The organism is Nitrospirillum iridis (assembly GCF_014205765.1).
Taxonomy (GTDB): Bacteria; Pseudomonadota; Alphaproteobacteria; order Azospirillales; family Azospirillaceae; genus Nitrospirillum; species Nitrospirillum iridis.
This window is the reverse complement of record NZ_JACIIZ010000001.1, coordinates 151,330-172,900: the sequence shown is the minus strand read 5'-3', so window position 1 is coordinate 172,900 and position 21,571 is coordinate 151,330. Positions and strand designations below refer to the sequence as shown.

The 21,571-nt window shown below is 66.8% G+C and carries 20 protein-coding genes; 14 read left to right on the top strand and 6 right to left on the bottom strand.

Features of this window, described 5'->3' with window-relative positions:
* Positions 1-9: 9 nt before the first annotated feature.
* Together FHS74_RS00730 and FHS74_RS00725 are read right to left on the bottom strand one after the other, a co-directional pair.
* Positions 10-1,695, bottom strand: a complete 1,686-nt coding sequence (locus FHS74_RS00730) for a hypothetical protein (RefSeq protein ID WP_184796508.1) — start codon at positions 1,693-1,695, stop codon at positions 10-12.
* A gap of 87 nt (positions 1,696-1,782) precedes the next feature.
* On the bottom strand, positions 1,783-3,090 hold the full coding sequence (locus FHS74_RS00725) for a pentapeptide repeat-containing protein (protein WP_246462841.1): 1,308 nt from the start codon (positions 3,088-3,090) through the stop codon (positions 1,783-1,785).
* 578 nt (positions 3,091-3,668) lie between these two features.
* Between FHS74_RS00725 and ffh the strand changes: the two genes are divergently transcribed.
* The 6 genes from ffh (at position 3,669) to FHS74_RS00695 (ending at position 8,162) form a co-directional block, all read left to right on the top strand.
* Positions 3,669-5,024 (top strand): signal recognition particle protein, encoded by a 1,356-nt coding sequence (gene ffh, locus FHS74_RS00720; protein ID WP_184796504.1) that lies wholly within the window; start codon positions 3,669-3,671, stop codon positions 5,022-5,024.
* A gap of 67 nt (positions 5,025-5,091) precedes the next feature.
* The gene (gene rpsP / locus FHS74_RS00715; protein ID WP_184796502.1) at positions 5,092-5,445 is read left to right on the top strand and encodes a 30S ribosomal protein S16; all 354 of its coding nucleotides are present in this window, start codon (positions 5,092-5,094) and stop codon (positions 5,443-5,445) included.
* A 125-nt stretch (positions 5,446-5,570) separates the two neighbouring features.
* Complete coding sequence (rimM, locus tag FHS74_RS00710; RefSeq protein ID WP_184796499.1) at positions 5,571-6,218, top strand: ribosome maturation factor RimM; 648 nt, start codon at positions 5,571-5,573, stop codon at positions 6,216-6,218.
* A 4-nt stretch (positions 6,219-6,222) separates the two neighbouring features.
* Positions 6,223-7,056 (top strand): tRNA (guanosine(37)-N1)-methyltransferase TrmD, encoded by an 834-nt coding sequence (trmD, locus tag FHS74_RS00705; RefSeq protein WP_184796497.1) that lies wholly within the window; start codon positions 6,223-6,225, stop codon positions 7,054-7,056.
* A 43-nt stretch (positions 7,057-7,099) separates the two neighbouring features.
* The gene (gene rplS / locus FHS74_RS00700; RefSeq protein WP_184796495.1) at positions 7,100-7,486 is read left to right on the top strand and encodes a 50S ribosomal protein L19; all 387 of its coding nucleotides are present in this window, start codon (positions 7,100-7,102) and stop codon (positions 7,484-7,486) included.
* 232 nt (positions 7,487-7,718) lie between these two features.
* The gene (locus tag FHS74_RS00695; protein ID WP_184796493.1) at positions 7,719-8,162 is read left to right on the top strand and encodes a hypothetical protein; all 444 of its coding nucleotides are present in this window, start codon (positions 7,719-7,721) and stop codon (positions 8,160-8,162) included.
* A 4-nt stretch (positions 8,163-8,166) separates the two neighbouring features.
* On the opposite strand, the gene FHS74_RS00690 is transcribed toward FHS74_RS00695, so the two are convergent.
* Both FHS74_RS00690 and FHS74_RS00685 read right to left on the bottom strand, forming a co-directional pair.
* Positions 8,167-9,822 carry a peptide ABC transporter substrate-binding protein gene (locus FHS74_RS00690; protein ID WP_184796491.1) on the bottom strand — a complete coding sequence of 552 codons (1,656 nt, stop codon included), beginning with the start codon at positions 9,820-9,822 and terminating at the stop codon, positions 8,167-8,169.
* 111 nt (positions 9,823-9,933) lie between these two features.
* Positions 9,934-11,700, bottom strand: coding sequence for a sensor histidine kinase (locus tag FHS74_RS00685; RefSeq protein ID WP_184796489.1), 1,767 nt, complete (start codon positions 11,698-11,700; stop codon positions 9,934-9,936).
* A 420-nt stretch (positions 11,701-12,120) separates the two neighbouring features.
* Here FHS74_RS00685 and fdxA point away from each other — a divergent pair, with 420 nt between their 5' ends.
* The 8 genes from fdxA to FHS74_RS00645 all read left to right on the top strand — a co-directional run bounded on the left by fdxA (position 12,121) and on the right by FHS74_RS00645 (position 19,594).
* A complete protein-coding gene (fdxA, locus tag FHS74_RS00680; RefSeq protein ID WP_184796487.1) occupies positions 12,121-12,459 on the top strand; it encodes a ferredoxin FdxA in 339 nt (112 codons plus the stop codon).
* 378 nt (positions 12,460-12,837) lie between these two features.
* On the top strand, positions 12,838-13,338 hold the full coding sequence (locus FHS74_RS00675; protein ID WP_184796485.1) for a CarD family transcriptional regulator: 501 nt from the start codon (positions 12,838-12,840) through the stop codon (positions 13,336-13,338).
* A gap of 165 nt (positions 13,339-13,503) precedes the next feature.
* On the top strand, positions 13,504-14,319 hold the full coding sequence (locus FHS74_RS00670) for a metallophosphoesterase family protein (protein ID WP_184796483.1): 816 nt from the start codon (positions 13,504-13,506) through the stop codon (positions 14,317-14,319).
* A gap of 83 nt (positions 14,320-14,402) precedes the next feature.
* Positions 14,403-14,939 (top strand): molybdenum cofactor biosynthesis protein B, encoded by a 537-nt coding sequence (moaB, locus tag FHS74_RS00665; protein WP_184796481.1) that lies wholly within the window; start codon positions 14,403-14,405, stop codon positions 14,937-14,939.
* Positions 14,940-15,199: 260 nt separating this feature from the next.
* Complete coding sequence (locus FHS74_RS00660) at positions 15,200-16,030, top strand: hypothetical protein (protein WP_246462840.1); 831 nt, start codon at positions 15,200-15,202, stop codon at positions 16,028-16,030.
* Positions 16,031-16,170: 140 nt separating this feature from the next.
* Positions 16,171-16,914 carry a cell division ATP-binding protein FtsE gene (gene ftsE, locus FHS74_RS00655; protein WP_184796477.1) on the top strand — a complete coding sequence of 248 codons (744 nt, stop codon included), beginning with the start codon at positions 16,171-16,173 and terminating at the stop codon, positions 16,912-16,914.
* Between the two features lie 187 nt (positions 16,915-17,101).
* A complete protein-coding gene (locus FHS74_RS00650) occupies positions 17,102-18,346 on the top strand; it encodes an acyl-CoA desaturase (protein WP_343066820.1) in 1,245 nt (414 codons plus the stop codon).
* A gap of 144 nt (positions 18,347-18,490) precedes the next feature.
* Entirely contained in the window at positions 18,491-19,594 is a 1,104-nt protein-coding gene (locus FHS74_RS00645; protein ID WP_184796472.1) for a PA0069 family radical SAM protein, read from the top strand.
* Between the two features lie 78 nt (positions 19,595-19,672).
* Here the strand turns inward: FHS74_RS00645 and FHS74_RS00640 are convergent, their stop codons facing one another.
* On the bottom strand, positions 19,673-20,920 hold the full coding sequence (locus FHS74_RS00640; protein ID WP_184796470.1) for a hypothetical protein: 1,248 nt from the start codon (positions 20,918-20,920) through the stop codon (positions 19,673-19,675).
* Positions 20,921-21,130: 210 nt separating this feature from the next.
* A complete protein-coding gene (locus FHS74_RS00635) occupies positions 21,131-21,514 on the bottom strand; it encodes an ExbD/TolR family protein (RefSeq protein WP_425491242.1) in 384 nt (127 codons plus the stop codon).
* Positions 21,515-21,571 lie beyond the last annotated feature (57 nt).

Here is a 21,571-nt window from a genome sequence, read left to right as displayed (position 1 = left end):
CAATAAATGTCAGTTCACCGGGTTCATATCACGGCCCGCCGCCGGTTGCAGCGGTATGATGCGGCATAACAGCATGGGCTCATCCAGGGTCGACGTGACAGGCTGGCACGGCTCCCCGGCGCCCGTAAGGCCATAACGTGGCAAAATCTGGTCTATGGTCCACGTCTCCCAATGCGCGACCAGCAGGTAGAAATCATCGCCATCGGCGATGCCCTGGTCGATACGCTGGCGCATCCGCCGGTTCAGCAGGATGTCGCCCTGGTCGGGATGGATGAAATAGCTCTGCAGCCGCAGGAAGGGGATTTGCGCGGGGAATCCGGGAATGAGGAAGCTGGTGGGGGCGTAGCCCGTCATCAGCATAACGGTGTGGTCCGGCCGGGGCAGCGGTGGCGCCTGCACCTCCGACACCTTGGCGTCCCACGGCCGGTCGCCCCAGGGCACACGGGCCCATGTACCGGACTGGCCGGTGGCGGCCAACAGCAGCAGCAGCACGGCGGTGACGCCGCCCCGCACCCGGGCGGAGGCCGGCCACAGGGCCACCGCCGCCAGAATCAGGACGGGCGCCAGCATCTCCAGCGGGATGAGATAGCGGTAGATCGCGAACAGCTTGAGCCACACCAGATAGCTTAGCGCGCCCGCCAGCAACAGGTAGCGCCGGGCACGGGCCGGGCCGCCGATGTCGATCACCCCCGCCCCACCCGCGAGCCGCGCCCGCAGCCATCCGGCCAGCACAACGGCCCCCGTCAGCAGCAGCACGACGTAAGCCGTCAGCACACGGTAGTCGCGAAAGATGATCTCGCCCACCAGCTTGGGATCCAAAGCCCAAGCCAGCGGGAACAGGGCGGCCGCCACCGGACCCTTGGGAATGAATTTGTCGTCCCGGTAGGGATCGGGGGTCCCCCAGGGGGAATGGAAAACGTTGTTGAAGTAAGGGAACAGCGGGTTCTGGAAATGGCTCCACAGGAACCACATCCAGTGACCGGAGAAGAGGGCCATGCCGGCCAGCACCCCCAGGCCGAAGAAGAAGGCCAGGAACAGGCGCCGCCAGGCGGTACCCCCGGCCAGGAGGAAGGCGGCGCAGGTGCCGACGGCGAAGACGATGGTGGGTTGCTTCAGCCCCACGCCGCCGCCCACCAGCAAGCCCGCCAGCGCGACACGGCGGAAGGCCGGGCCGTTGGGACCGTTCCAGGCCACGCCGTCCCCGCCGATGGCGACCAGCAGGCCGCCCAGGACGAACAGGCTGATGACGTTGTCGTAAAAGGTGGTGCCCAGCAAACCCACCTGTCCGCCGCCCACCATGCCGCAAACCGCAACGGCCAGCGCCACCAGGGCGCGCCGCCGTTCCGGCGTCTGCGTCCCTTGAATCGTCCACGCCAAACCGTAGAGCAGCACCAGGTTGGCGCCCTGGATGCTGCCCAACAGGAATTCGACCAATCGAGCTGGCAGCACCTGCGCCGCCAGGAAGAACGGCAAATCCAAGGTTGGATTGTAGAAGCTGGCCACCTGGGCCGGCGCGACATCCATCCCCCAGCGCCCGGTCAGGAAGGCGTAGGCGTTGTACCAATGATAGTTGCGCAGGTCCCAGTTGCCGTCCTGGCCCAGCAGCACGGCCCAGAGACCGAACAGGAATGGGCCGGCCAGCAGCAGGCTGAGCACCAGGCGGCGGGCGGAACGGTCTTGTGTGGGCAGCGGCATGGACGTCCGGCGGGGAGGCGAAGAGGCGGGGTCGGGGGGCGACAGCCTTGTAAGGAAACCTTGGCGGGGAACTAGGGCAAAACTAGGTCAGTGGACCATGCCGACCACATCCGCCATGTCGGCGCCATCCAGGTCGGTGTCGTTCAGGTCGACATCGCGCAGATCGGCACCAGCCATCTTGGCGTCCGACAACTCCGCATCCTTCAGCACCGCCCCCACCAGCGAGGATTGGGACAGCACCGCCCGCTTCAGCATGGCGCCGGACAGGTTGGCGCCGTCCAGCCGCGCGCGGTGCAGGTTGGCGCTCCACAGGCGGCCGGTGGAGCTTTGGATCAGCACCGGCCCCAGGTCTGCCCGCACCAGTTGGGCGCCGTTCAGCGTGGCGCGTTCCAGCGACGCGCCGCGCAGGTCGGCCCGGCTGAGGTTGGCGTCGCGCAGGTCGGCCAGGGACAGGTCGGCCATGGGTAGGGAGGTGCCCACCAAATTGGCCTGACGCAGGCAGGCGCAGTGCAGCAGGGCGGCCGACAGGTTCGCGCCGGCCAAATCCACGCCGCTCAGATCCAGACTGGACAGATCGGCCCGGGCGCCCTCGCGCCCACCCGTCTCCACCCATTCCGTATGCAGCACCAGCATGGCGGAGAGATCCAGGCCCGCATCCTCCGGCGTGGGGGCATGGATACCTTCCAGCACCTCTTCCGCGCGCCGGGCGTTGTCATCCAGGATGGTGCCCATCATCAGGGCCCCTGCGAATCGCGCAAGGCCCAGCTCCGCCCCTGTTAGATCGGCGCCGTGCAGCTTGGCGCCTGTCAGGTTCGCGCCCGTCAGGTCGGCGCCCTTGAGGTCGCAGCCCGTCAGGTTGGTGTTCGTCAGGTTGGCCCGTGCCATCTTGGCGCCGCGCATGATGCAGTCCGTCAGGTCCGACTGCACCAGAAAGGTATTGGACAGCTTGGCCCGGCTGAGGTCGGCGCCCACGACGGTGGCGCACGACAGTTCCGTCTGCACGGGCACGGCGTCGAATTCATGCGGGGTGATGCTGCCGTCTTTACGAACGTGCATGATGGTGCCTTCCCGCAGGTCGGCCTCGGCCATGGAGGCCTGGTTCAGCACCGCGCCGCGCAGGCAGGCGCCCCGCAAATCGGCCCGCCGCAGGTCGGAGCGTTCCAGGTTGGCCAGGCGCAGATCGGCGGCATACAGCGATGCGCCGGTCAGGATGCAGTCCACCATGCGGGCGCCAAACAGCTTGGCGCCCGAGAAGTCTGCCTCGGCCAGGTTAAGGCCCGACAGATCCATGTGGGACAGGTCACGCAGCTTGAAGCTGGCCCGCACGCCCCCCGGCTGTTTTGTCAAAAAGGCCCGATGCTTGCCAACGATCGCCAGAAGCTCCGTCTGGCTCATCCTCGACCGCTCGGGTTCGGCATTTCTGCCGGACGACATCGACATACCAGCCTCCGCGGGGCCGCCCCCCCGCAATTCATACCCGCCACGGGACGGCATTAACAAGACTACCCCGATAACCTGTTCATACCTTATCTTAATTGCGCCCTGGAAGAGGGGCCGCGCAGTCCAAAGCAGGCTTTAGGCGAAATAGCGGGATACTCGCTCCGTCTATTACAGGTGTACAGGCCGCTGACAACCGCGTGTTTTGACTAAGCCGCCCTATCCCCGCGCAGGCCCCCATTGTCGGGGCCCCGACTTCGCGGACCCCGACCGCTTCGCGCGCTTGACAGCGGCAAGGCTGGGTGGCGTCGCCGGTCGCAGGGTAAGGATTGACAGACGCCCGCCACAGGTCTAGATACCCCAGCCTCAGCCCGGGGTCCTCGCGACCCGGGGGTGATCCGCATGCCGCGCCTAGGCGCGCCGCCAGTCCACGAGTTTCGTGCACTGGCGCTTTTCGTTTGGGCAAATGGGCCTGATCGAGGGGCTAGCCAAGGGGCGGTGGCGGATATCTGAACGGCAATGGCCAGGACGGGTTTATGTTTGACGGCTTGACAGGACGGCTCGGCGACATCTTCGACCGGCTGCGTCGGCGCGGCGCCCTCAGCGAAGAGGATGTCGGCGCGGCGCTGCGCGAAGTGCGCGTGGCCCTGCTGGAGGCCGACGTCGCCCTGCCCGTGGTCAAATCCTTCATCAATGGCGTGAAGGAAAAGGCCGTCGGCCAGGAGGTGCTGCGTTCCATCACCCCCGGCCAGATGGTCATCAAGATCGTCCACGACCATCTGGTCGAGATGCTGGGCGCCGAGAGCGAGGGCATCAACCTCAACGCCGAAGCGCCGGTACCGGTGCTGATGCTGGGCCTGCAAGGCTCGGGCAAGACCACCAGCACCGCCAAGATCGCCCGCCTGCTGAAGACGCGCGAAAAGAAAAAGGTGCTGATGGCGTCGCTGGACACGCGACGCCCGGCCGCCCAGGAACAGCTTCGCATATTGGGCGAGCAGGTGGACGTGGCCACCCTGCCCATCGTCGCCGGCGAAGACCCGGTGACCATCGCCCAACGCGCCATGCGCGTGGGGCGGCTGGAAGGCTATGACGTCGTCCTGCTGGACACAGCCGGCCGGCTGGCCATCGACGAAGAGTTGATGGACGAGGTGGTGCGCATCCGCGACGTCACCCACCCGGTTGAAAGCCTGCTGGTGGTGGATGCGATGACCGGCCAGGATGCCGTCACCGTCGCCACCAACTTCAACGACAAGGTCGGCGTCACCGGCATCGTCATGACCCGCATCGATGGCGACGCCCGCGGTGGTGCCGCCCTGTCGATGCGCCAGATCACCGGCCGCCCCATCAAGCTGCTGGGCACCGGCGAAAAGATCGACGCGCTGGAAGCCTTCCACCCCGACCGCATCGCCGGCCGCATCCTGGGCATGGGCGACGTGCTCAGCCTGGTGGAAAAGGCCGCCGAAACCATCGACCGCGAGGAAGCCGAAAAGCTTGCCGCCAAGATGGAAAAGGGCAACTTCGACCTGGACGACATGCTGTCCCAGCTGCGCCAGATCCGGAAGATGGGCGGCATGAGCGGCATGCTGTCCATGTTGCCCGGCGTCGGCAAGATCAAGGACCAGCTGTCCAAGGCCAACGTCGACGAGCGCATGCTGAAGCGTCAGGAGGCGATCATCACCTCCATGACCCAAAAAGAGCGCCGCGACATCAAGATACTGAACGCATCGCGCCGGCGCCGCATCGCGCTGGGGTCCGGGACCACGGTGGCCGACGTCAACCGGCTGCTGAAGCAGTACCAGGACATGGCCGACATGATGCGCAAGTTCAAGAAACTGGGGAAGAAGGGGCTGATGCGCCAGGGCCTGTCGGCCCTGATGCCCAAAGGCCGCTGATCCCCAGCCTGTTTAGTTCGCGTTTCACCATTCAGTTCAATCAACATCAGAGTCAGGAAGTAAAGAAATGTCCCTCAAGATTCGTCTCGCCCGCGGTGGCGCCAAGAAGCGTCCGTTCTACAGCATCGTCGTGTCCGACAGCCGTTCGCCCCGCGACGGCAACTTCATCGAGAAGATCGGCACCTACAACCCGATGCTGCCGCGCGAGCATGCCGAGCGCATCACCCTGAAGGAAGACCGCGCCCGCCATTGGCTGTCCGTCGGCGCCCAGCCGACCGACCGTGTCGCCCTGTTCCTGGGCCGCGCCAACATCATCGACCTGCCCAAGGTGGTCGAGAGCCCCAAGAAGTCCGCCCCCAAGGCGAAGGCCCAGGAGCGCGCCAAGCTGGCCGCCGCCGCCGCCGCCAGCGCCGAGGGCTGATCCAGGCCCTGAACCGGTTCCCCGTGTCAAACGGGCCGGGTACAGGCTGACAGGATGCGACGGGGGCGGGCGACCGCCCCCGTCGAGCTTTTCGGCCCCATGCAGTCTTCGAGAGAGTACGTTTGATGGATACCGCCACGCGCATCTGCGTCGGGCAGTTCGTGGGCAGCCACGGGGTGCGCGGCCGCGTCAAGGTGAAGAGCTACACGGCCGTGCCGGAGTCGCTGTTCGCCTATGGCGCGCTGACCGACGAGTCGGGTGCCCGCACCTTCGCCCTGACCATGACCGGCATGGGCAAGGATCATTTCCTGGCGGAATTGCAGGGGGTACGCGACCGCGACGCCGCCGACGCCCTGAAGGGCACGCGGCTGTTCATCAATCGCGACCAGTTGCCGGCGACCGATGACGCGGATGAGTTCTACCATGCCGATCTGATCGGCCTGGTGGCGACCACCGCCGACGGCGAGCCCTTCGGCGAGATCAAGGCCATCTATGATTTTGGTGGCGGCGACATGCTGGAGATCGCGCACGCGGGCAGCGGCAAGGCCGTCACCATCCCCTTCAGCCGTGCCGCCGTTCCGGTGGTTGACGTGAAGGCCGGGTTGGTGACCGTCGAACCGCCGGCCGGCCTGTTTGACAAGGTGAAGCCGACGCCCGAGGAACTGGCCGAGATGGAAGGCGGCCCCGCCGCCGACGAGGCAGTCGCCACGGATGAAGACGCGCCCGAGGCCGAGGGCCCCGAAACCGAAGGGCCCAAGGGCGACGAGGCCTGATTCCATGACGTCCGGATGGCATGTGACGGTGCTGACCCTGTTCCCGGAAATGTTTCCGGGGCCGCTGGGCATGAGCCTTGCGGGGAAAGCGCTTGAAAATGGCACCTGGTCTCTGGAATCAGTGGACATCCGGTCGTTCGCGAGCGATAAGCATCGCTCCGTGGACGACACCCCGTTCGGCGGCGGACCAGGCATGGTCATGCGGCCCGACGTTCTGGATACAGCGCTGACCGCCAGCCGGTCGCGCTTGAGCCAGGACCAGCGGGAACGGGGCCGGGCGATCTACCTCTCGCCGCGTGGACGTGTGCTGGACCAGGCGTTGGTACGGGAATTCGTATCGGCGCCCAGCCTCACCATCCTGTGCGGCCGGTACGAGGGGGTGGATGAGCGGGTCCTGGAAGCGCAGGGCCTCGAGGAAGTGAGCCTCGGGGATTTCGTGCTTTCCGGGGGTGAGCCCGCGGCGCTGTGCCTGATCGACGCCTGTGTCCGGCTGCTGCCGGGCGTCATGGGCAACGTCGAGACGGCGGGTGAAGAGAGTTTCGAGCGGGGACTGCTGGAATATCCCCACTATACGCGGCCCGCCGTCTGGCAGGACCGCGCGGTGCCCGAGGTTCTACTCTCCGGGCACCACGAGAAGGTGAAAGCCTGGCGGTTGGCCGAGGCGGAGCGCATCACCAGGGACCGGCGACCGGACCTGTGGCGGCGCTACGAGGAGAGCCGGCCCAAGGTCGAGAGCAAGAACCGCCGCCGGCGCCGCCGGAGCGGTTCGACCGTAGAGGATGGTGTTTCCCCCCTGGACCCCATGGTGGAGACGGCGCCTGTGTCGAACGTGGATTGACCGCCGTGAGGCTGGCCATTGTCATCATTTGGAGTGTTGAGTCATGAACATCATTCAGAAGCTCGAACAAGAGCAGATCGAAAAGCTGACCGCCGTCCGTGCGGTGCCGGAATTCTCCCCGGGCGACACCGTGAAGGTGAACGTGAAGGTCATCGAAGGCTCGCGTGAACGCGTGCAGGCCTACGAGGGCGTGGTCATCGCCCGCCGCAACGCCGGCGTGAGCTCCAGCTTCACCGTCCGCAAGATCAGCTACGGCGAAGGCGTGGAACGCGTGTTCCCGCTGTACAGCCCCCGCATCGACAGCATCGAGCTGATCCGCAAGGGCGACGTCCGCCGCGCCAAGCTGTACTACCTGCGCGATCGCCGCGGCAAGTCGGCCCGCATCACCGAGCGCACCACCGGTCGCGGTATGAACAAGGAAGCCAAGTAAGGCTTTCTTGGGGACGCGACTGGCGCCCGCGCCGTCGCTTGCCCCCGATTGCAAATGCCAGACGCCTGCCGAACACCCCGTTCGGCGGGCGTTTTGCATTGGGCTTTCATGCCGTCATCGGCGCATCCGCATCCCGCCCAGAAAACGCCACGCTTCCGCCCCACGGCCGCCGCCGTGGGCACGCATCCCTCGATCGCGATGGGAACGCGTATAAGCTGCGGAAGGGGGCGCCATGGCACAGCGATGGTGGTGGATGGCGGTATTGACGATGGGGCTGTCGGCCTGCGCCGAGCCGGGGCTGATCCCGCCGCCCCTCTCGCCCCTGACGCCCCCGCCCCTGACGCCGCAAACTTTCGCGGGCGAGGCCGGCAGCGTGCGGGGCAACTACCCCGGCTTCCAGATCGACGAGACCTATACCCCGCACCCGCCCCTCACCGGCCCCTGCGCCGTGTTCGTCTGGGACAGGCCCCTGCCGGGCGGCTGGGCCCTGCGCGCCAAGTCCGCCTCCTGCCCCGTGCCGGGCCTGTCCGGCTTCCAGATGCCGGTGGACCTGGGCCAGGGTTATATCCCCATGGCCGACAGCACATTGGCCCACGGATGGGACATGCCGCCGGAACCCGACCGGCCACCCACCGCCCCCAACGCCCGCCGACCGACGGTCGACACGGGGCGATAGGCGATTACGGCACCACGTCCAGGAAACGGCTGGGGATGACGTCCAGGGGATTGGGGGTCCAGCCAATGACACGGGGCGACACCAGCCGCCGCATGGTCTTGTGGAACAGCGGAATGACCGGCGTGTCGTCCATCATCAGCCGTTCGGCGCGGCGCAACAGGCCGGCGCGGCGGTCGGCGTCAGCCTCGCCGTTCGCCTCCTCCATCAGGGCGTCGAACAGCGGGTTGCGATAGCTGGCGTAGTTTTCCTGACCCGCATCGCTGCGCATCAGGGCCAGGAAGCTGTTGGCGTCCGCGTAGTCGCCGATCCAGGACGCGAAGACGATGTCCTTGAACCTCTTCTCGTTCGCCTGGGTGGACACGGCGCTGAAATCCTGGCCGTCGAGCCGCACATCCACGCCCAACGTGGCCTTCCATCGCGCCGCAACGGCCGCCGCCGCCGCCTGCCAGTTCCCGCCCAGCGGATACAGCAGGGAGATGGAGGGCACAGGGGCACCCGGGCCGTAGCCCGCCTCGGCCAGCAGGGCTTTCGCCCGCCGGTCACGGTCCGCCTGGGTCAGCGTCCGCCAAGCGGGCCAGCCCGGCTCATAGCCGGCCGCCCCCACGCCGGCGGCTTGCGGGGGCACATAGCTGTAGGCAGGCTGCTCCCCCTGTAGGACCTGGGAAGCCAGCCCCTCGCGATCCACCGCCAGGCTCAACGCCTCACGCAGCTTGGGCTGCGACTTCCAGGGCTCGTTGCGCAGGTTGAAGCTGAGGAAATAGGTGTCATAGGCGTCCGACCGGACGAAAGCCTCCTTCAGCGCAGACCGCGCCCAGGCCACCTGGTCGATGGGCAGCTCATAGGTGGTCATCAGTCCGCCCCCCTGGAACAGTCGCGTCTCCACATCGCGCTCCTCCAGCGGCAGGTCCCGCACGGTGTCGATGCGGACTTTCGCCTGATCGTAATAGGCCGGGTTGCGCACCAGCGTCAGGTGATCCCGCGGCACGTTCTCCGCCAGCACATAGGCGCCACTGGAAACATAATGGCCGGGCTGGGTGAACGCGTCGCCATAGGCCTCGACGCTGGCTCTTTGCACGGCGAACAGGGCCTGATGCTGAAGCATGGCCAGGAAATAGGCCGTGGGACGCACGAGCTCGACCTGGAAGGTGCGGGCATCCAAGGCCATGACGCCCAGACGGGCGACGTCCTTGATGGCACCCTTGGCGATGGCCTCGCCGTTCACCACGACCCACATGTAAAAGGCGAAGGGCGCGACCGTCCGGGGATCGGCCAGACGCCGCCAGGAGAAGACGAAATCATCGGCTGTGATCGGTGTGCCGTCCGACCATTTGGCGTCCGGCCGCAGCTTGAAGGTGTAGATGCGGCCATCGGGGGAGATGGTCCAGCTTTCAGCCAAGGCCGGGCGGGCGCCTCCCTTGCCGTCGGGCGCCAGCAGCCCTTCCAGCAGGTCATTGATCACCCCGCTTTCCGAGGCCAAGTCGGCGTGCTGGGGATCCAGCGTAACGGGCACACCACCGATGGCCCGCACCAGGGTCTTGCCCGGCGCCTGACCCCGGGGGGCGGGGTCCGCCGCCGCCGCAGCGGGCTGGGCGAAACCGGCAAGCCAGGCCAGCAGCACCAGGCAGGGCGCCCATGCCCGGCAACGCGACGTTTCCCCCATGCGCACGGCCCCCAAGCCCAGTGTCCCGCCCCTTGCCTGCCCCCCCTGCCCTGCCGGCGCGGGTTGCCAGGACCACGCCACGGTAGTGGGGCGGCCGTGCGGGAGCAAGCGTCAGCTGGCGGGGGAAGGTTGGGCGGGGGAGGCTGGCGGTTGAGGTGCCACCTTGGGCAGACGCAGGAAGAAGCGGGTGCCACGGCCGGGCGTGCTGTCCACCTCGATGCGGCCGCCCAGGGTGCGGGTCACCAGATTGAAGACGATATTGAGGCCCAGGCCCGTGCTGCCCGCCCCACGCCGGGTGGTGAAGAAGGGGTCGAAGATGCGGGGCAAGGCCTCTGGCGCGATACCCTTGCCGTCGTCGGCGAACAGGATCTCCACATGTTCCGCCGCCGGCCGCCCCGTCCCCCCGCCCGCCGCCAGCGGCAGCGGCGACGCCGTGATGGTCAGCCGCCCGGCTTGCCCGGGGGCGTAGCCGTGCAGCGTGGCGTTGACGATCAAGTTGGTCAGGACCTGGCTCAAGGCCCCCGGATACGTGTCCAGGACCAGCCCCGTCGGGCAATCGATCGTCAGCGTGTGCCCCGGACGCTTCCACTGCGGGCTCAGGCTGATGGCGATCTCCTCCAGATAGGACTTCAACGACAACAGGCGCCGCTCATCGTTGGTCTGATCCACGGCGATGTTCTTGAAGCTCTGCACCAGGCGGGCCGCCCGGCCGGCATTGACGGTCATCAGGTCCGCCGTTTCCCCCACCAAATCCAGGAACTCCATCATGGTGGCGCGCCGGGGCGTCCGCTCCAGCTCAACCCTGAATTCACGCAGGCGGTCGCTGAGGAAGGTGGCGGCGGTGTAGCTGATGCCGACGGGGGTGTTCAACTCATGCGCCACACCGGCCACCAGCTCCCCCAGCGACGCCAGTTTCTCCGCCTGGACCAGGCTTTCCTGGGTGTCGCGCAGTTCCTGCAGGGCGCGGGCGGTCTCGGCATGGGCGCGCGCCGTCTCCTCCTCGCGGCGGTAGCGCTCGGTCACGTCGTTGTAGATCGACACCCAGCCCAGACCGGGCATCCGACTCCGGCGGAATTCCACGATGCGGCCGTCGTCGCCACCGATATGGATGGTGCCGCTGCCCTCCGCCCGTTCGCCATCGGGCCGGCCCTCGGGGCGGTAGCGCAGCAGCTGCCACTGGACCAGCAGTTCCCGCTCCTCATCCGTGGGGATGAGTTGGGGGGGACGGGCGGCCTGCAAGGCAAGCAATCGGCCCAACCAGGGAATGGAGGCGATGGTTTCGGTATCGAATTGATTTGCCTCCAGGCGAATGGCGTCATAGTCGCCGCGACGCGACTGCCAGCGGGCGAGATCGGGCATGTTGGGGTAGGCCCGGACGATCTCATCCGTCGCCCCGCCGATGGCGGGCCAGTTGCGGCTCCACACCACGAAATTGAACCGCTCGTCCATCACCATGAAGCCGCCCGGGACCGCCTCCATGGCGGCGCTGAGGATGGCGGACTTGCGCCGCAGCTCCTCCTCCGCCACCCGGCGGTCGGTGATGTCGTGGTAGCTCAGCACGATGCCGCCGCCGGGGATGCGTTCCTCCACCGCGCGGTACCAGCGATCGCCGATCATTCCCTCGCGCGCGATCCCCCGCTGCGCCATGCGTCGGGCGATGTAGGCCTCGGGGTCCCCGTCCGCCTGCGGAACCTGCCCCGCGGCGATGGATTGGCGCAACAGGTCCTCGAAGCTCCAGCCCAGGATGGCGCCGGGCGCCGGGGACCGGGGGAACATCTCATGGTAGCGGTCGTTGGCGAACACCACCCGGTCGTCGGGACCGAAGACGACGATGGCTTGGGAAAACAGCTGCAGCACCCCATACAGCTGGGCCGCCATGTCCGGGGTCGGCCTTGGTTGGGCATCCGTCGCCGTGGGGCCGTTCTTGCCGTCCGCTATCATCCCGTCCCGTCGCCCTTCTTGTTGGCCGCCCTCATGCCGCCGTGATCGTGGAGGTAGACTATCTGCTATTTTCGGGTGTTTGCAACATGACTTGCCCCTTTTGCGTGTATATGCCCGCCAACGCGGCGCCGTCGGCGCGGCATTGCGCATTCAACGCTGTTGCGCGGGCCCCGCGCATGTTTTACCTCTCCCGCTGTCATCCGGCCCGCTATCCGGACGACGTAGGTTTTGCCGATGGTCGCGGGCGCTATACCCCTGGACGATATCGGGCTATACGTGCCCGGTGCCGCCGCTGGAATGCAGGCCGCCCCGGAGGGGGCGCCCCGGGGCCCCGGGTTTTTAAGGAGAGTGCGAGCAATGCCGTATGTCGTGACCGAGCAATGCATCAAGTGCAAGTACACCGACTGCGTGGAAGTCTGCCCCGTGGACTGCTTCTACGAGGGTGACAACATGCTGGTCATCCATCCCGACGAGTGCATCGACTGCGGCGTCTGCGAACCGGAGTGCCCGGCGGAGGCCATCCTGCCGGACACCGACGGCCGCGCCGAGGAATGGCTGGAAATGAACCGCCAGTACGCCGCCGCTTGGCCGAACCTGAACCGAAAGAAGCCGGCGCCGGCCGACGCCGACGCCTTCAAGGGCGTGCCGGACAAGTTCAAGACCTATTTCAGCGACAAAGCCGGCAGCGGCAACTGAGACGGGTGCAGGCGCCGCCATCCACCGGGATGAGCGGCGCTTTTCTTATCTTTCGGCTGGCCTGCCCAAATCTTTGGCGGCCATTGCCCAAGACATGCGCGATTCGCATGTCCGACATCCTGGCCCACACCAGGAACTTAAGTCGAACACGGTCTTGTCGACCTGTCATCGCACGGTCATATCGGATATAGTCCTGGACGCGAGGATCGGCACGCCGTTCGCGAACGCCTAGTGCGTGCCCTGTTCCCCCAGCGCCTTCGTGCTGTTGTCCCTTGTCGCGGCCCCTATGGGGCCGACAGCGACGTTCGCATGCCGTTCCCGGCGCCCAGCCCCGCCCTCTGGCGGGACTTCAAAGCCGAATTGTGAGAGCCGATCCAAATGACCGATAAGCTCGATTTCGTCACTGGTGATTACGTCGTTTACCCAGCCCATGGGGTTGGGCAAATCGTGGCGATCGAAAAGCACGCCATCGCCGATATGGAGGTGGTGCTGTACGCCATCACCTTCGAGAAGGAGCGGATGACGCTGAAGGTCCCGGTGACCAAGGCCCGGAACGCCGGCCTGCGCCGCCTGTCGACCAAGGACCGGATCAAGGACGCGATGGAGACCCTGCAAGGTCCGTCCAAGATCAAGCGCATCATGTGGAGCCGCCGGGCCCAGGAGTATGAGGCCAAGATCAACTCCGGCGACCCCGTGTCCATCGCCGAGGTGGTGCGCGACCTGCATCGCGGCACCGACCAGTCGGACCAGTCCTACAGCGAGCGGCAGATTTATCATGCCGCGCTGGAGCGTTTGGCCCGTGAGCTGGCCGCCGTCGAGAAGATCGATGAGCGCAAGGCCACCGAGCGGCTGGAAGCGGTGCTGGCCAAGGCCGCCTGACCACTGCCGCCAGGACGCCTTCCGTATCCGCCCATTGGGGGTACGGTTCGGCCGCATCACTATACTTAGTGCAAAAAGGGGTGGTCGGGCTCGATCGCCCCTTTTTTCATGCGCCGGTGGCGCATACACTGTCCGACATCTTCTTCTGCCGGTCTGACCCAACGCATGAACGAACAAGAGCGCTTTGTCGTGCTGGGCCGTCCACGGCGCATCTGGGCCGTGGGTGCCATCCATGGTGACGTGGATCGGCTGGCGGCCCTGCACGATGACATCGGCGCCCGGTTCCAAGCGGGTGACCGGCTGATCTATCTGGGCAACCTGATCGGCCGCGGCCCCCGGGTGCGCGATACGATGGACGAGCTGCTGTCCTTCCGCCGGGCGATCCTGTCGGTGCGCGGCGTCATTGTCAGCGATCTTGTCTATCTGCGCGGCGGGCAGGAGGAGATGTGGCAGAAACTGCTGCAGCTGCAGTTCGCCCCCAACCCCATCGAAGTCCTGCAGTGGATGATGACCCAGGGGGTCGACGCCACCCTGGCCGCCTATGGCGGCAGCGCCTACCAGGGCGTGGCCGCCGCCCGAGACGGCGCCGTCTCACTGGCGCGTTGGACCGGACAGTTGCGCACCGCCCAGCGGGCGTCCCCCGGCCATGACACCCTGTTCGCGGCCTTGCGCCGCGCCGCCTATACGGAACGACGGCAGGAGGGCCTGCCCGAACTGCTGTTCGTCAACGCCGGCATCGACACCTCACGTCCCTTGGCGGCCCAGGGCGACAGTTTTTGGTGGGGGGGGACGGCCTTCCCCCGTATCGACACCCCTTATGCCGGTTTTGGCCGGGTGGTGCGGGGCTATGACCCGGCCCACGGCGGGCTGGCGGGCACCGCCCACGCCGTGACGCTGGACGGGGGCTGTGGCTTCAACGGCGCGCTGGCCTGCGGCTGCTTCGGCACCGATGGTGAGCTTCTGGAAGTGGTCGAGGTCTGACGGCACCGGGGGCCCCGGGCTGTTGACGGCTGGCGTCCGCCCCCTCACTTAAAGCGCAGCATTGCCACAGGGAACACAGCCCCATGTCCCGCATCGACGAAACCCGCCCCTTCCTGCCCGTGCAGATCGCCGTGATGACGGTGTCCGACACCCGCGACCCCACCACCGACAAGTCTGGTGACACGCTGGTGGAACGGCTGACCGCCGCCGGCCATGTCCTGGCGGGCCGCGCCATCGTGAAGGATGACCAGACGGCCATCTCCGACCAGTTGCGCGCCTGGATCGCCGACCCCGCGGTGGACGTGGTCATCTCCACCGGCGGCACCGGACTGACCGGGCGGGACGTGACGCCCGAAGCCTTCGACAGCGTCTATGAGAAGCGAATCGACGGCTTCGGCGAAATGTTCCGCACCCTGTCCTATGAGAAGATCGGCACGTCGGCCCTGCAAAGCCGGGCCACGGCCGGCGTGGCCGGGGGCACCTATCTGTTCGCCCTGCCCGGCAGCCCCAGCGCCTGCCGCGACGGCTGGGATCTGATCCTGCGGTACCAGTTGGACAACCGTTTCCGCCCCTGCAATCTGGTCGAGATCATGCCCCGCCTGCGGGAGCATCACCCCTGATGGCGGAGGCCCACGGGCGACCTCCGCGCGATTTCGGTTAAGGGCGGCCCCCGCAGTTGAAGCGCGGGGGGAAAACCTGTATCGATTCAAGGCCCGGCTGGACGCGCCGTTTCATGATGTCCAGCCCGTGGCCAGACGCGTTCCGGGGCTTCAGTCCCCGAGGGGTTTCGCCGCGCGGCGGCGGACGGGAATGCGGGTGGCCCGGAAAGGGGCGGCCGGGGACGCCGGCACCAAGAATGCGGGACCAGGAGAACGACCCCATGACGCGAACCTATATCTCGATGGCCAAGACCGGCGGCCAGGGCAAGACGCTGGTGGCCCAGATGCTGGTCCTGCAGCACGAGCAGAAGGGTGCGCCGGTGAAGCTGGCCGCCGCCGACAGCGACCCGCTGAACCACCGGTCCAAGTTCGGCCGCCTGTTCGCGGGCGTGAAGGAACTGGGCATCGGCGAGCAGCTGACCAACATCAAGACCTCGACCGACCCCAACCTGGCCATCAAGTACTGGGACGAGTTCGGCCGCACCCTGCTGGAGGGTGGCTATGTGGTGGACGTGGGCGCCAATGTGGCCGCCGACCTGTTCGCCTGGGCCGAGGCGCGCAACGCCGGTGCCCTGCTGCGCCGCCGCAACAGCAACCCCATCGACCTGATCGTCACCACCAAGGCCGAGGCCCAGGCCATCGAGGACGCGCGCGCCCTGATCCAATACTCCTTCGACAAGAACGAGTGGCTGCCCTTCGGCCGCCGTTTCATCGTGTTGAACGAAGTGGCCGGCGGCTTCGCCCCCTATGAGAACGACCAGTCCTTCCGCCGCCTGAGGAGCTTCCAGAGCCAGGGCGTCGGTGTGATCACCATCAAGCGCTGCGAAAGCGACATCTGGAAGCTGTTGGAGAAGGAGTTCATCTCCGTCCGCGACGCGCTGAAGATGACCGACGCCGACCTGGAGAAGCGCTACGGCATTGACGTGTGGACCGGCCACAGCGGCCTGACCGATCTGCGCGCCTGGGCGCAGGAAACCCTGACGGCGTTCGAGAAGGCGGGCCTGTTCCCCACCACCGAGCGCGCGGGCGGCGAGGCGGCCACGGCCGAATAAGCCCCCGTCGCAGATTCCGGACCGGGCCCGGTTCCCCATGCCCCTACGGGCGGCCGGGCCGGGCCCGTTCCATTTTCGCCCCCTCTATTTCCGCGCCACTCCCTTTCCGCCCCCTCCCCTTCCGCCAGGACGAGACTCCCGTGGTTCGTTTCGAAAATGTCGGCCTCCGCTACGGCACCGGTCCGGAGGTGCTGCGCGACATAAGCTTCGAACTGGCGCCGGGGTCCTTCCACTTCCTCACCGGCCCCACCGGCGCTGGCAAGTCCAGCCTGCTGAAGCTGCTGTATCTGGCGGAACGGCCGTCGCGTGGCCTGATCACCCTGCTGGGCCATCCCCTGTCCAAAACCCCGCGCAAGGCCCTGCCGGCCATCCGCCGCCAAATCGGGGTGGTGTTCCAGGACTTCCGCCTGATGAACCACCTGACCGTGTTCGACAACGTGGCCCTGCCCCTGCGCCTGGCCGGCCAGGACGAGGCCCACGTGCGGGAGAGCGTCACGGAACTGCTGTCCTGGGTGGGGCTGAAGGCCAAGCTGGATGAGCGGCCCCTGCGCCTGTCGGGTGGGCAGAAGCAGTTGGTGGCCATTGCCCGCGCCGTCGTCACCCGGCCCAAGCTGATCATCGCCGACGAGCCCACGGGTAACATCGACCGGGAGATGAGCCTGCGCATCATGCGGCTGTTCATCGAGCTGAACAAACTGGGGACCACCTGCCTGGTGGCGACCCATGACATGGTGCTGGTCGACCGGCTGCAGAAGCCGGTGATGGAGCTGTATGAGGGGAAGCTGGCCGATTCCGGCTGGTGGATGGACGGCGGCGCCAGCGGCGCCGTGGGCGTCAACCGGCCCGTCGCGTCCGCGCCCGAGGACCTCTCGCCGGATTTTTGACCCAACACAATTCGCGGTTCCACCGGTCGGTGTTAAGCTGCCCTTCAGGGTTATCCCTTTACCCTGGGAAACAGGACCAACGCCTCAAACACGGAGTCGGCTTCGATGCCGATTCCTGCTATCCAGACGCCATAGAAATCACCCCTACCGGCCCCCGCCGCCGGCCCCTGACGGAGTGCACACCCCGGTGACCAACCCCGCCCGCGACACCGCCCCCACGCAAAGCGCCCAAGGCACGGCGAAAGACTATCTGGACGATATCCAGGCCGCCGGCGCCATTCCGTTCATCATCGTGCACCTGGTCTGCCTGGCGGCCATCTGGACCGGCGTCTACTGGCAGGATGTGGCGTTGGCGGTGGGGCTGTATGGCCTGCGCATGTTCGGCATCACCGGCGGCTATCACCGCTATTTCTCACACCGCGCCTACAAGACCAGCCGCTGGTTCCAGTTCGTGCTGGCCTTCATCGCCCAGACATCGGCGCAGCGCGGCATCCTGTGGTGGGCGGCCAAGCACCGCCACCATCATCGCTATTCCGACACGCCGGCGGACGTGCACTCCCCGCTGCAACGCGGCTTCTGGTACGCGCACATGGGCTGGATCTTCACAGCCCGCCATGACAAGACCGAACTGACGGCCGTGCCGGATCTGGCCAAGTTCCCCGAGCTGCGCTTCCTCGACCGGTTCCACTACCTGCCGGCCTTCCTGCTGGCCGTGGGCGTCTGGGCCGTGGCCGGCTGGTCCGGCCTGGTGGTGGGCTTTTTCTGGAGCACGGTGGCGACCTACCACGGCACCTTCTGCATCAACTCCCTGGCCCATGTGTACGGCCGCCGCCGCTATCTGACCGGCGACGATAGCCGCAACAACTGGTGGTTCGCCCTGCTGACCATGGGCGAGGGCTGGCACAACAACCACCACGCCTATCAGAGCGCCGCCTGCCAGGGCTTCCGCTGGTGGGAGGTGGACACCACCTACTACATCCTGAAGGCGCTCTCCTGGGTGGGGATCACCTGGGACCTGCACCGCCCGCCCGTCGCCGTGGTGCGCGGCGAGCAGCGCCTGGGCAAGGCCATCATCGAAAAGGCGGCGGGCCAGTTGGCCGCGACCTTCCATGTCGAGCAGATCGCCGCCCGCCTGCAGGCCACCCTGGCCGACAGCCCGTCGCTGGCCGATGTGAAGGCCGAGTTGCAGCACAAGCTGCAGACCGCGCGCGCCCAGGCGGAGGCCATGCTGGCCTCGCTGCACATGCCGGACCTGCACATGCCCAGCCTGCCCTCCATGCCGACCATGCCCCCCCTGCCCACGCGCGAGGACCTGAGGGAACGCGCGGCCGCGATGTTCGTGCGCACGCCCTCCATGGATGACATCGTCGACCGCGCCCGCCAGATGCTGATCGAGGCCGTCTGCGCCCGGCTGGCGGTCTCCGCCGCCTGATCGGTGCCAATCACACGACGATGAAAAAGTGGGCCGCCCCCAACGGGGCGGCCCTTTTTCATGGCCTACTCAGGTCATGTTCTTGTTGTGTTCTCATTTGTCCGGATCTACGCTCTCCCCTCGCCGCTGCTGAGGAGGGGTGCCATGGTCGATGTTCTGGACGATCGCCCGTTGAAGGGGCGGGGAACCGCCTCCAACCGCGTGGGCCGCTTCGAGACGCATACGCGCCTGCGCACCGATGACGGCTGGGCCCGGCCAGGGCAGGACGGGTGGGATGAGGAGGCCGACCTGGGCGTCCCGCCCGCCACCCAGATCCGGCTGGACACCTCGCGCAGCGTGATCAGCTACAACGACAGCCCGGACGTGAATTTCGACCGCTCCATCAATCCCTACCGGGGGTGTGAGCATGGCTGCGTCTATTGTTTCGCCCGGCCCAGCCACGCCTACCTGGGCCATTCCCCAGGGCTGGATTTCGAAACCATCCTCTACGCCAAGCGCGACGCGCCCGCCTTGCTGGCCAAGGAATTGCGCGCCCGGGGCTATGCCCCCAAGCCCATCGCGCTGGGCGCCAACACCGATCCCTACCAGCCCATCGAGCGAACGGAGCGCATCACCCGCGGCGTGCTGGAGGTGCTGCGCGATTTCCGTCATCCGGTGGGCATCATCACCAAGTCGCCGCTGGTGCTGCGGGACATGGACATCCTGGCGCCCATGGCGGCGGCGGGGCTGGCCCGGGTCTCCATCTCCATCACCACCCTGGATCGCGATCTGGCCCGGCGGCTGGAGCCACGCGCCGGCACGCCGCAGCGGCGCCTGGACGCGATACGCCAGCTGGCGGACGCGGGCATTCCCGTCAGCGTCCTGGCGTCGCCCATGATCCCGGCGCTGAACGACGCCGAGCTGGAGAGCATCCTGGCCGCCGCGAAGGAGGCCGGCGCCTCCCAGGGCCACTACATCCTGTTGCGGCTGCCGCGCGAGCTGGCCGACCTGATGGAGGAATGGCTGCGCCACCATGTGCCGGACCGGGCCGACCACGTGCTGAGCCTGATCCGCCAGTGCCGGGATGGTGGCCGCAACCATGCCCAGTTCGGCACCCGTATGCGCGGCACCGGCGTCTATGCCGAGTTGCTGGCCGCGCGCTACAAACTGGCGGCCCGGCGCCTGGGGCTGGATCAGCGGCGGTGGAGCATGCGCTGCGACCTGTTCCAGCCCCCGCCCAAGGCGGGGGATCAGTTGGCGCTGCTCTGAGCCCGCAAACGACGAAGGCCGGCCCCTTCAGGGACCGGCCTTCGCCATTTCCGTACCGGCGCCGAGGCGCCGCAACGATCACGCGAACGGGTTGACGCCCGCCTGGATCAGGTAAAGACGGGCGACGTCGGCGGTGCCGTCGGTGCCCTTGATGCTCTTCGCGATTTCCAGGGCCTTGGGCTTCTGGCCGGCGGCCAGGTAAGCCTGGACCAGCCGCAGCTTGGCCTCTTCCGGATACTTCAGCTGGTCCTTCTTGATGCCAGCCTGAATGATGTCGATCGCCTTGGCGGTGTTGCCCAGGGCCAGGTACTGCGTGCCGATGCGAACCAGCTGCTTGCCGTCCGGCTGGGCGGCCGCTTCCTTCTCGTCATCCGGCAGCTTGCGCTGATCGTCCTCGACCTGCTTGCCGGCCATGTCGGCCAGGCGCTTCTCACGGTCGCCCTGGGCCTTGCCCAGGATGCCGGCCTTGAAGCCCTTGTCCATGGCGGCCTTGGCCTCGGCGCCCAGACCATCGCTCATCGCCAGCTGCGAGAATTCCAGGTAAGGGCCGGCTTCCTTGGCGACACCGGTGGCGATCTGCAGGCGCAACACGTCGATCTGCAGGCGGTTGGAGTTGAAGCCAGGCAGCTTCTGCACGGCCCGGATCACGCCATCCCAGCTGTCCGCGTCGGGGTAGTAGACCAGCAGACGTTCCATCGCCTCGGTGAAGGCCGGCTTGTGGTCCATATTATATTCGGCGTTGGCCACCGTCTGCAGCAGCGTCTTGGACGGCTTGCCGCCCTGGGCCTGGATCATGGCGCGCGCGGCCTTGGCGGCGTTCGCGTAGTCCTTCTGATCCATGTAGATCTGGACCGAGAGCTCTTTCAGCTTCTGGTCGGTCCCGCCGTCCTTGTAGTACTTGTCGGCGGCGGCGGAGAACTTCGGATAGTTCTTCGCGGTGAAGTAGGATTCGGCGATCATCTGATCGCGCTTCACCACTTCGCCGTCCGGCAGCTGGCAGCTGGAGAGGGTCGCTTCCAAAGCCTTGGCCAAGTTGCCCGAATCCCGCAGGCCGCTGTAGGCGGAACCACGCAGGGTCTCGATGGTGCAGGTCTCAAAGGCGGACTTGCCGCTCTTCTTCTCCGCCTCGTCGATCTTGTCCAGGGCGTCCTTGTACTTGCCGGCCTTCAGCGCCTCTTGGGCCGCCTTCAGCGCGTTGCCGACTTCCGGGCTGAACTTCTTGGCTTCGGCGGCGTTGGCCGGCGTGGGCGCGCTGACAACAACGGCGCCGCCCATGGTGAGCGCCGAGGCGAGGAGTGCGGCACGAAGGAAGTGCTTGGCGATCATTCCGAGGACTCTACCTGCTTTGTGGAAGGGGCTGGACCGACGAGCGGCCCCTCGTTTGAAGACGTCTAACCGGCGTTTGGGGTGAAATCGGGACAGGCGCCCCGAACAGACCCTCCGTCCCCAAAAGATCACGGGAGGGTCTCTGAAAACAGAAGCGGCGGCCCCGCTTCCCAAGACCAGCTTGGTGACGAGGCCGCCGCGTGCACGGACTTAATCCATGAACTGTTCCGCACCCACCAGGCCCAGCTTGGTCACACCCAGGCGCTGAGCCTCGGCCATGACCATCGCGACGGTGTCATATTTGGCCAGCTTGTTCGGCCACAGATGAACCTCGGGCTGGGGAACCTTGGCCGCGGCATCGCGCAGATGCAGCTCCAGGGTCTGGCGGTCAGGGATCGTAACGCCGTTCCACTGAACGGTGTTATCGAAGTCCACCATAATGTTGATCACCTCAGGCGGCGGGCCGTTCGGCGGCGGGGGATTTCCCACCGGCATGTCCAGCTTCACCGCGTGGGTCTGGATCGGAATGGTGATGATCAGCATGATGATCAGCACCAACATCACGTCGATAAGCGGCGTGGTGTTGATGTCCATCATGGCTTCGTCTTCACCACCTCCGCCAACGTTCATAGCCATGGCTCTAACTCCTTA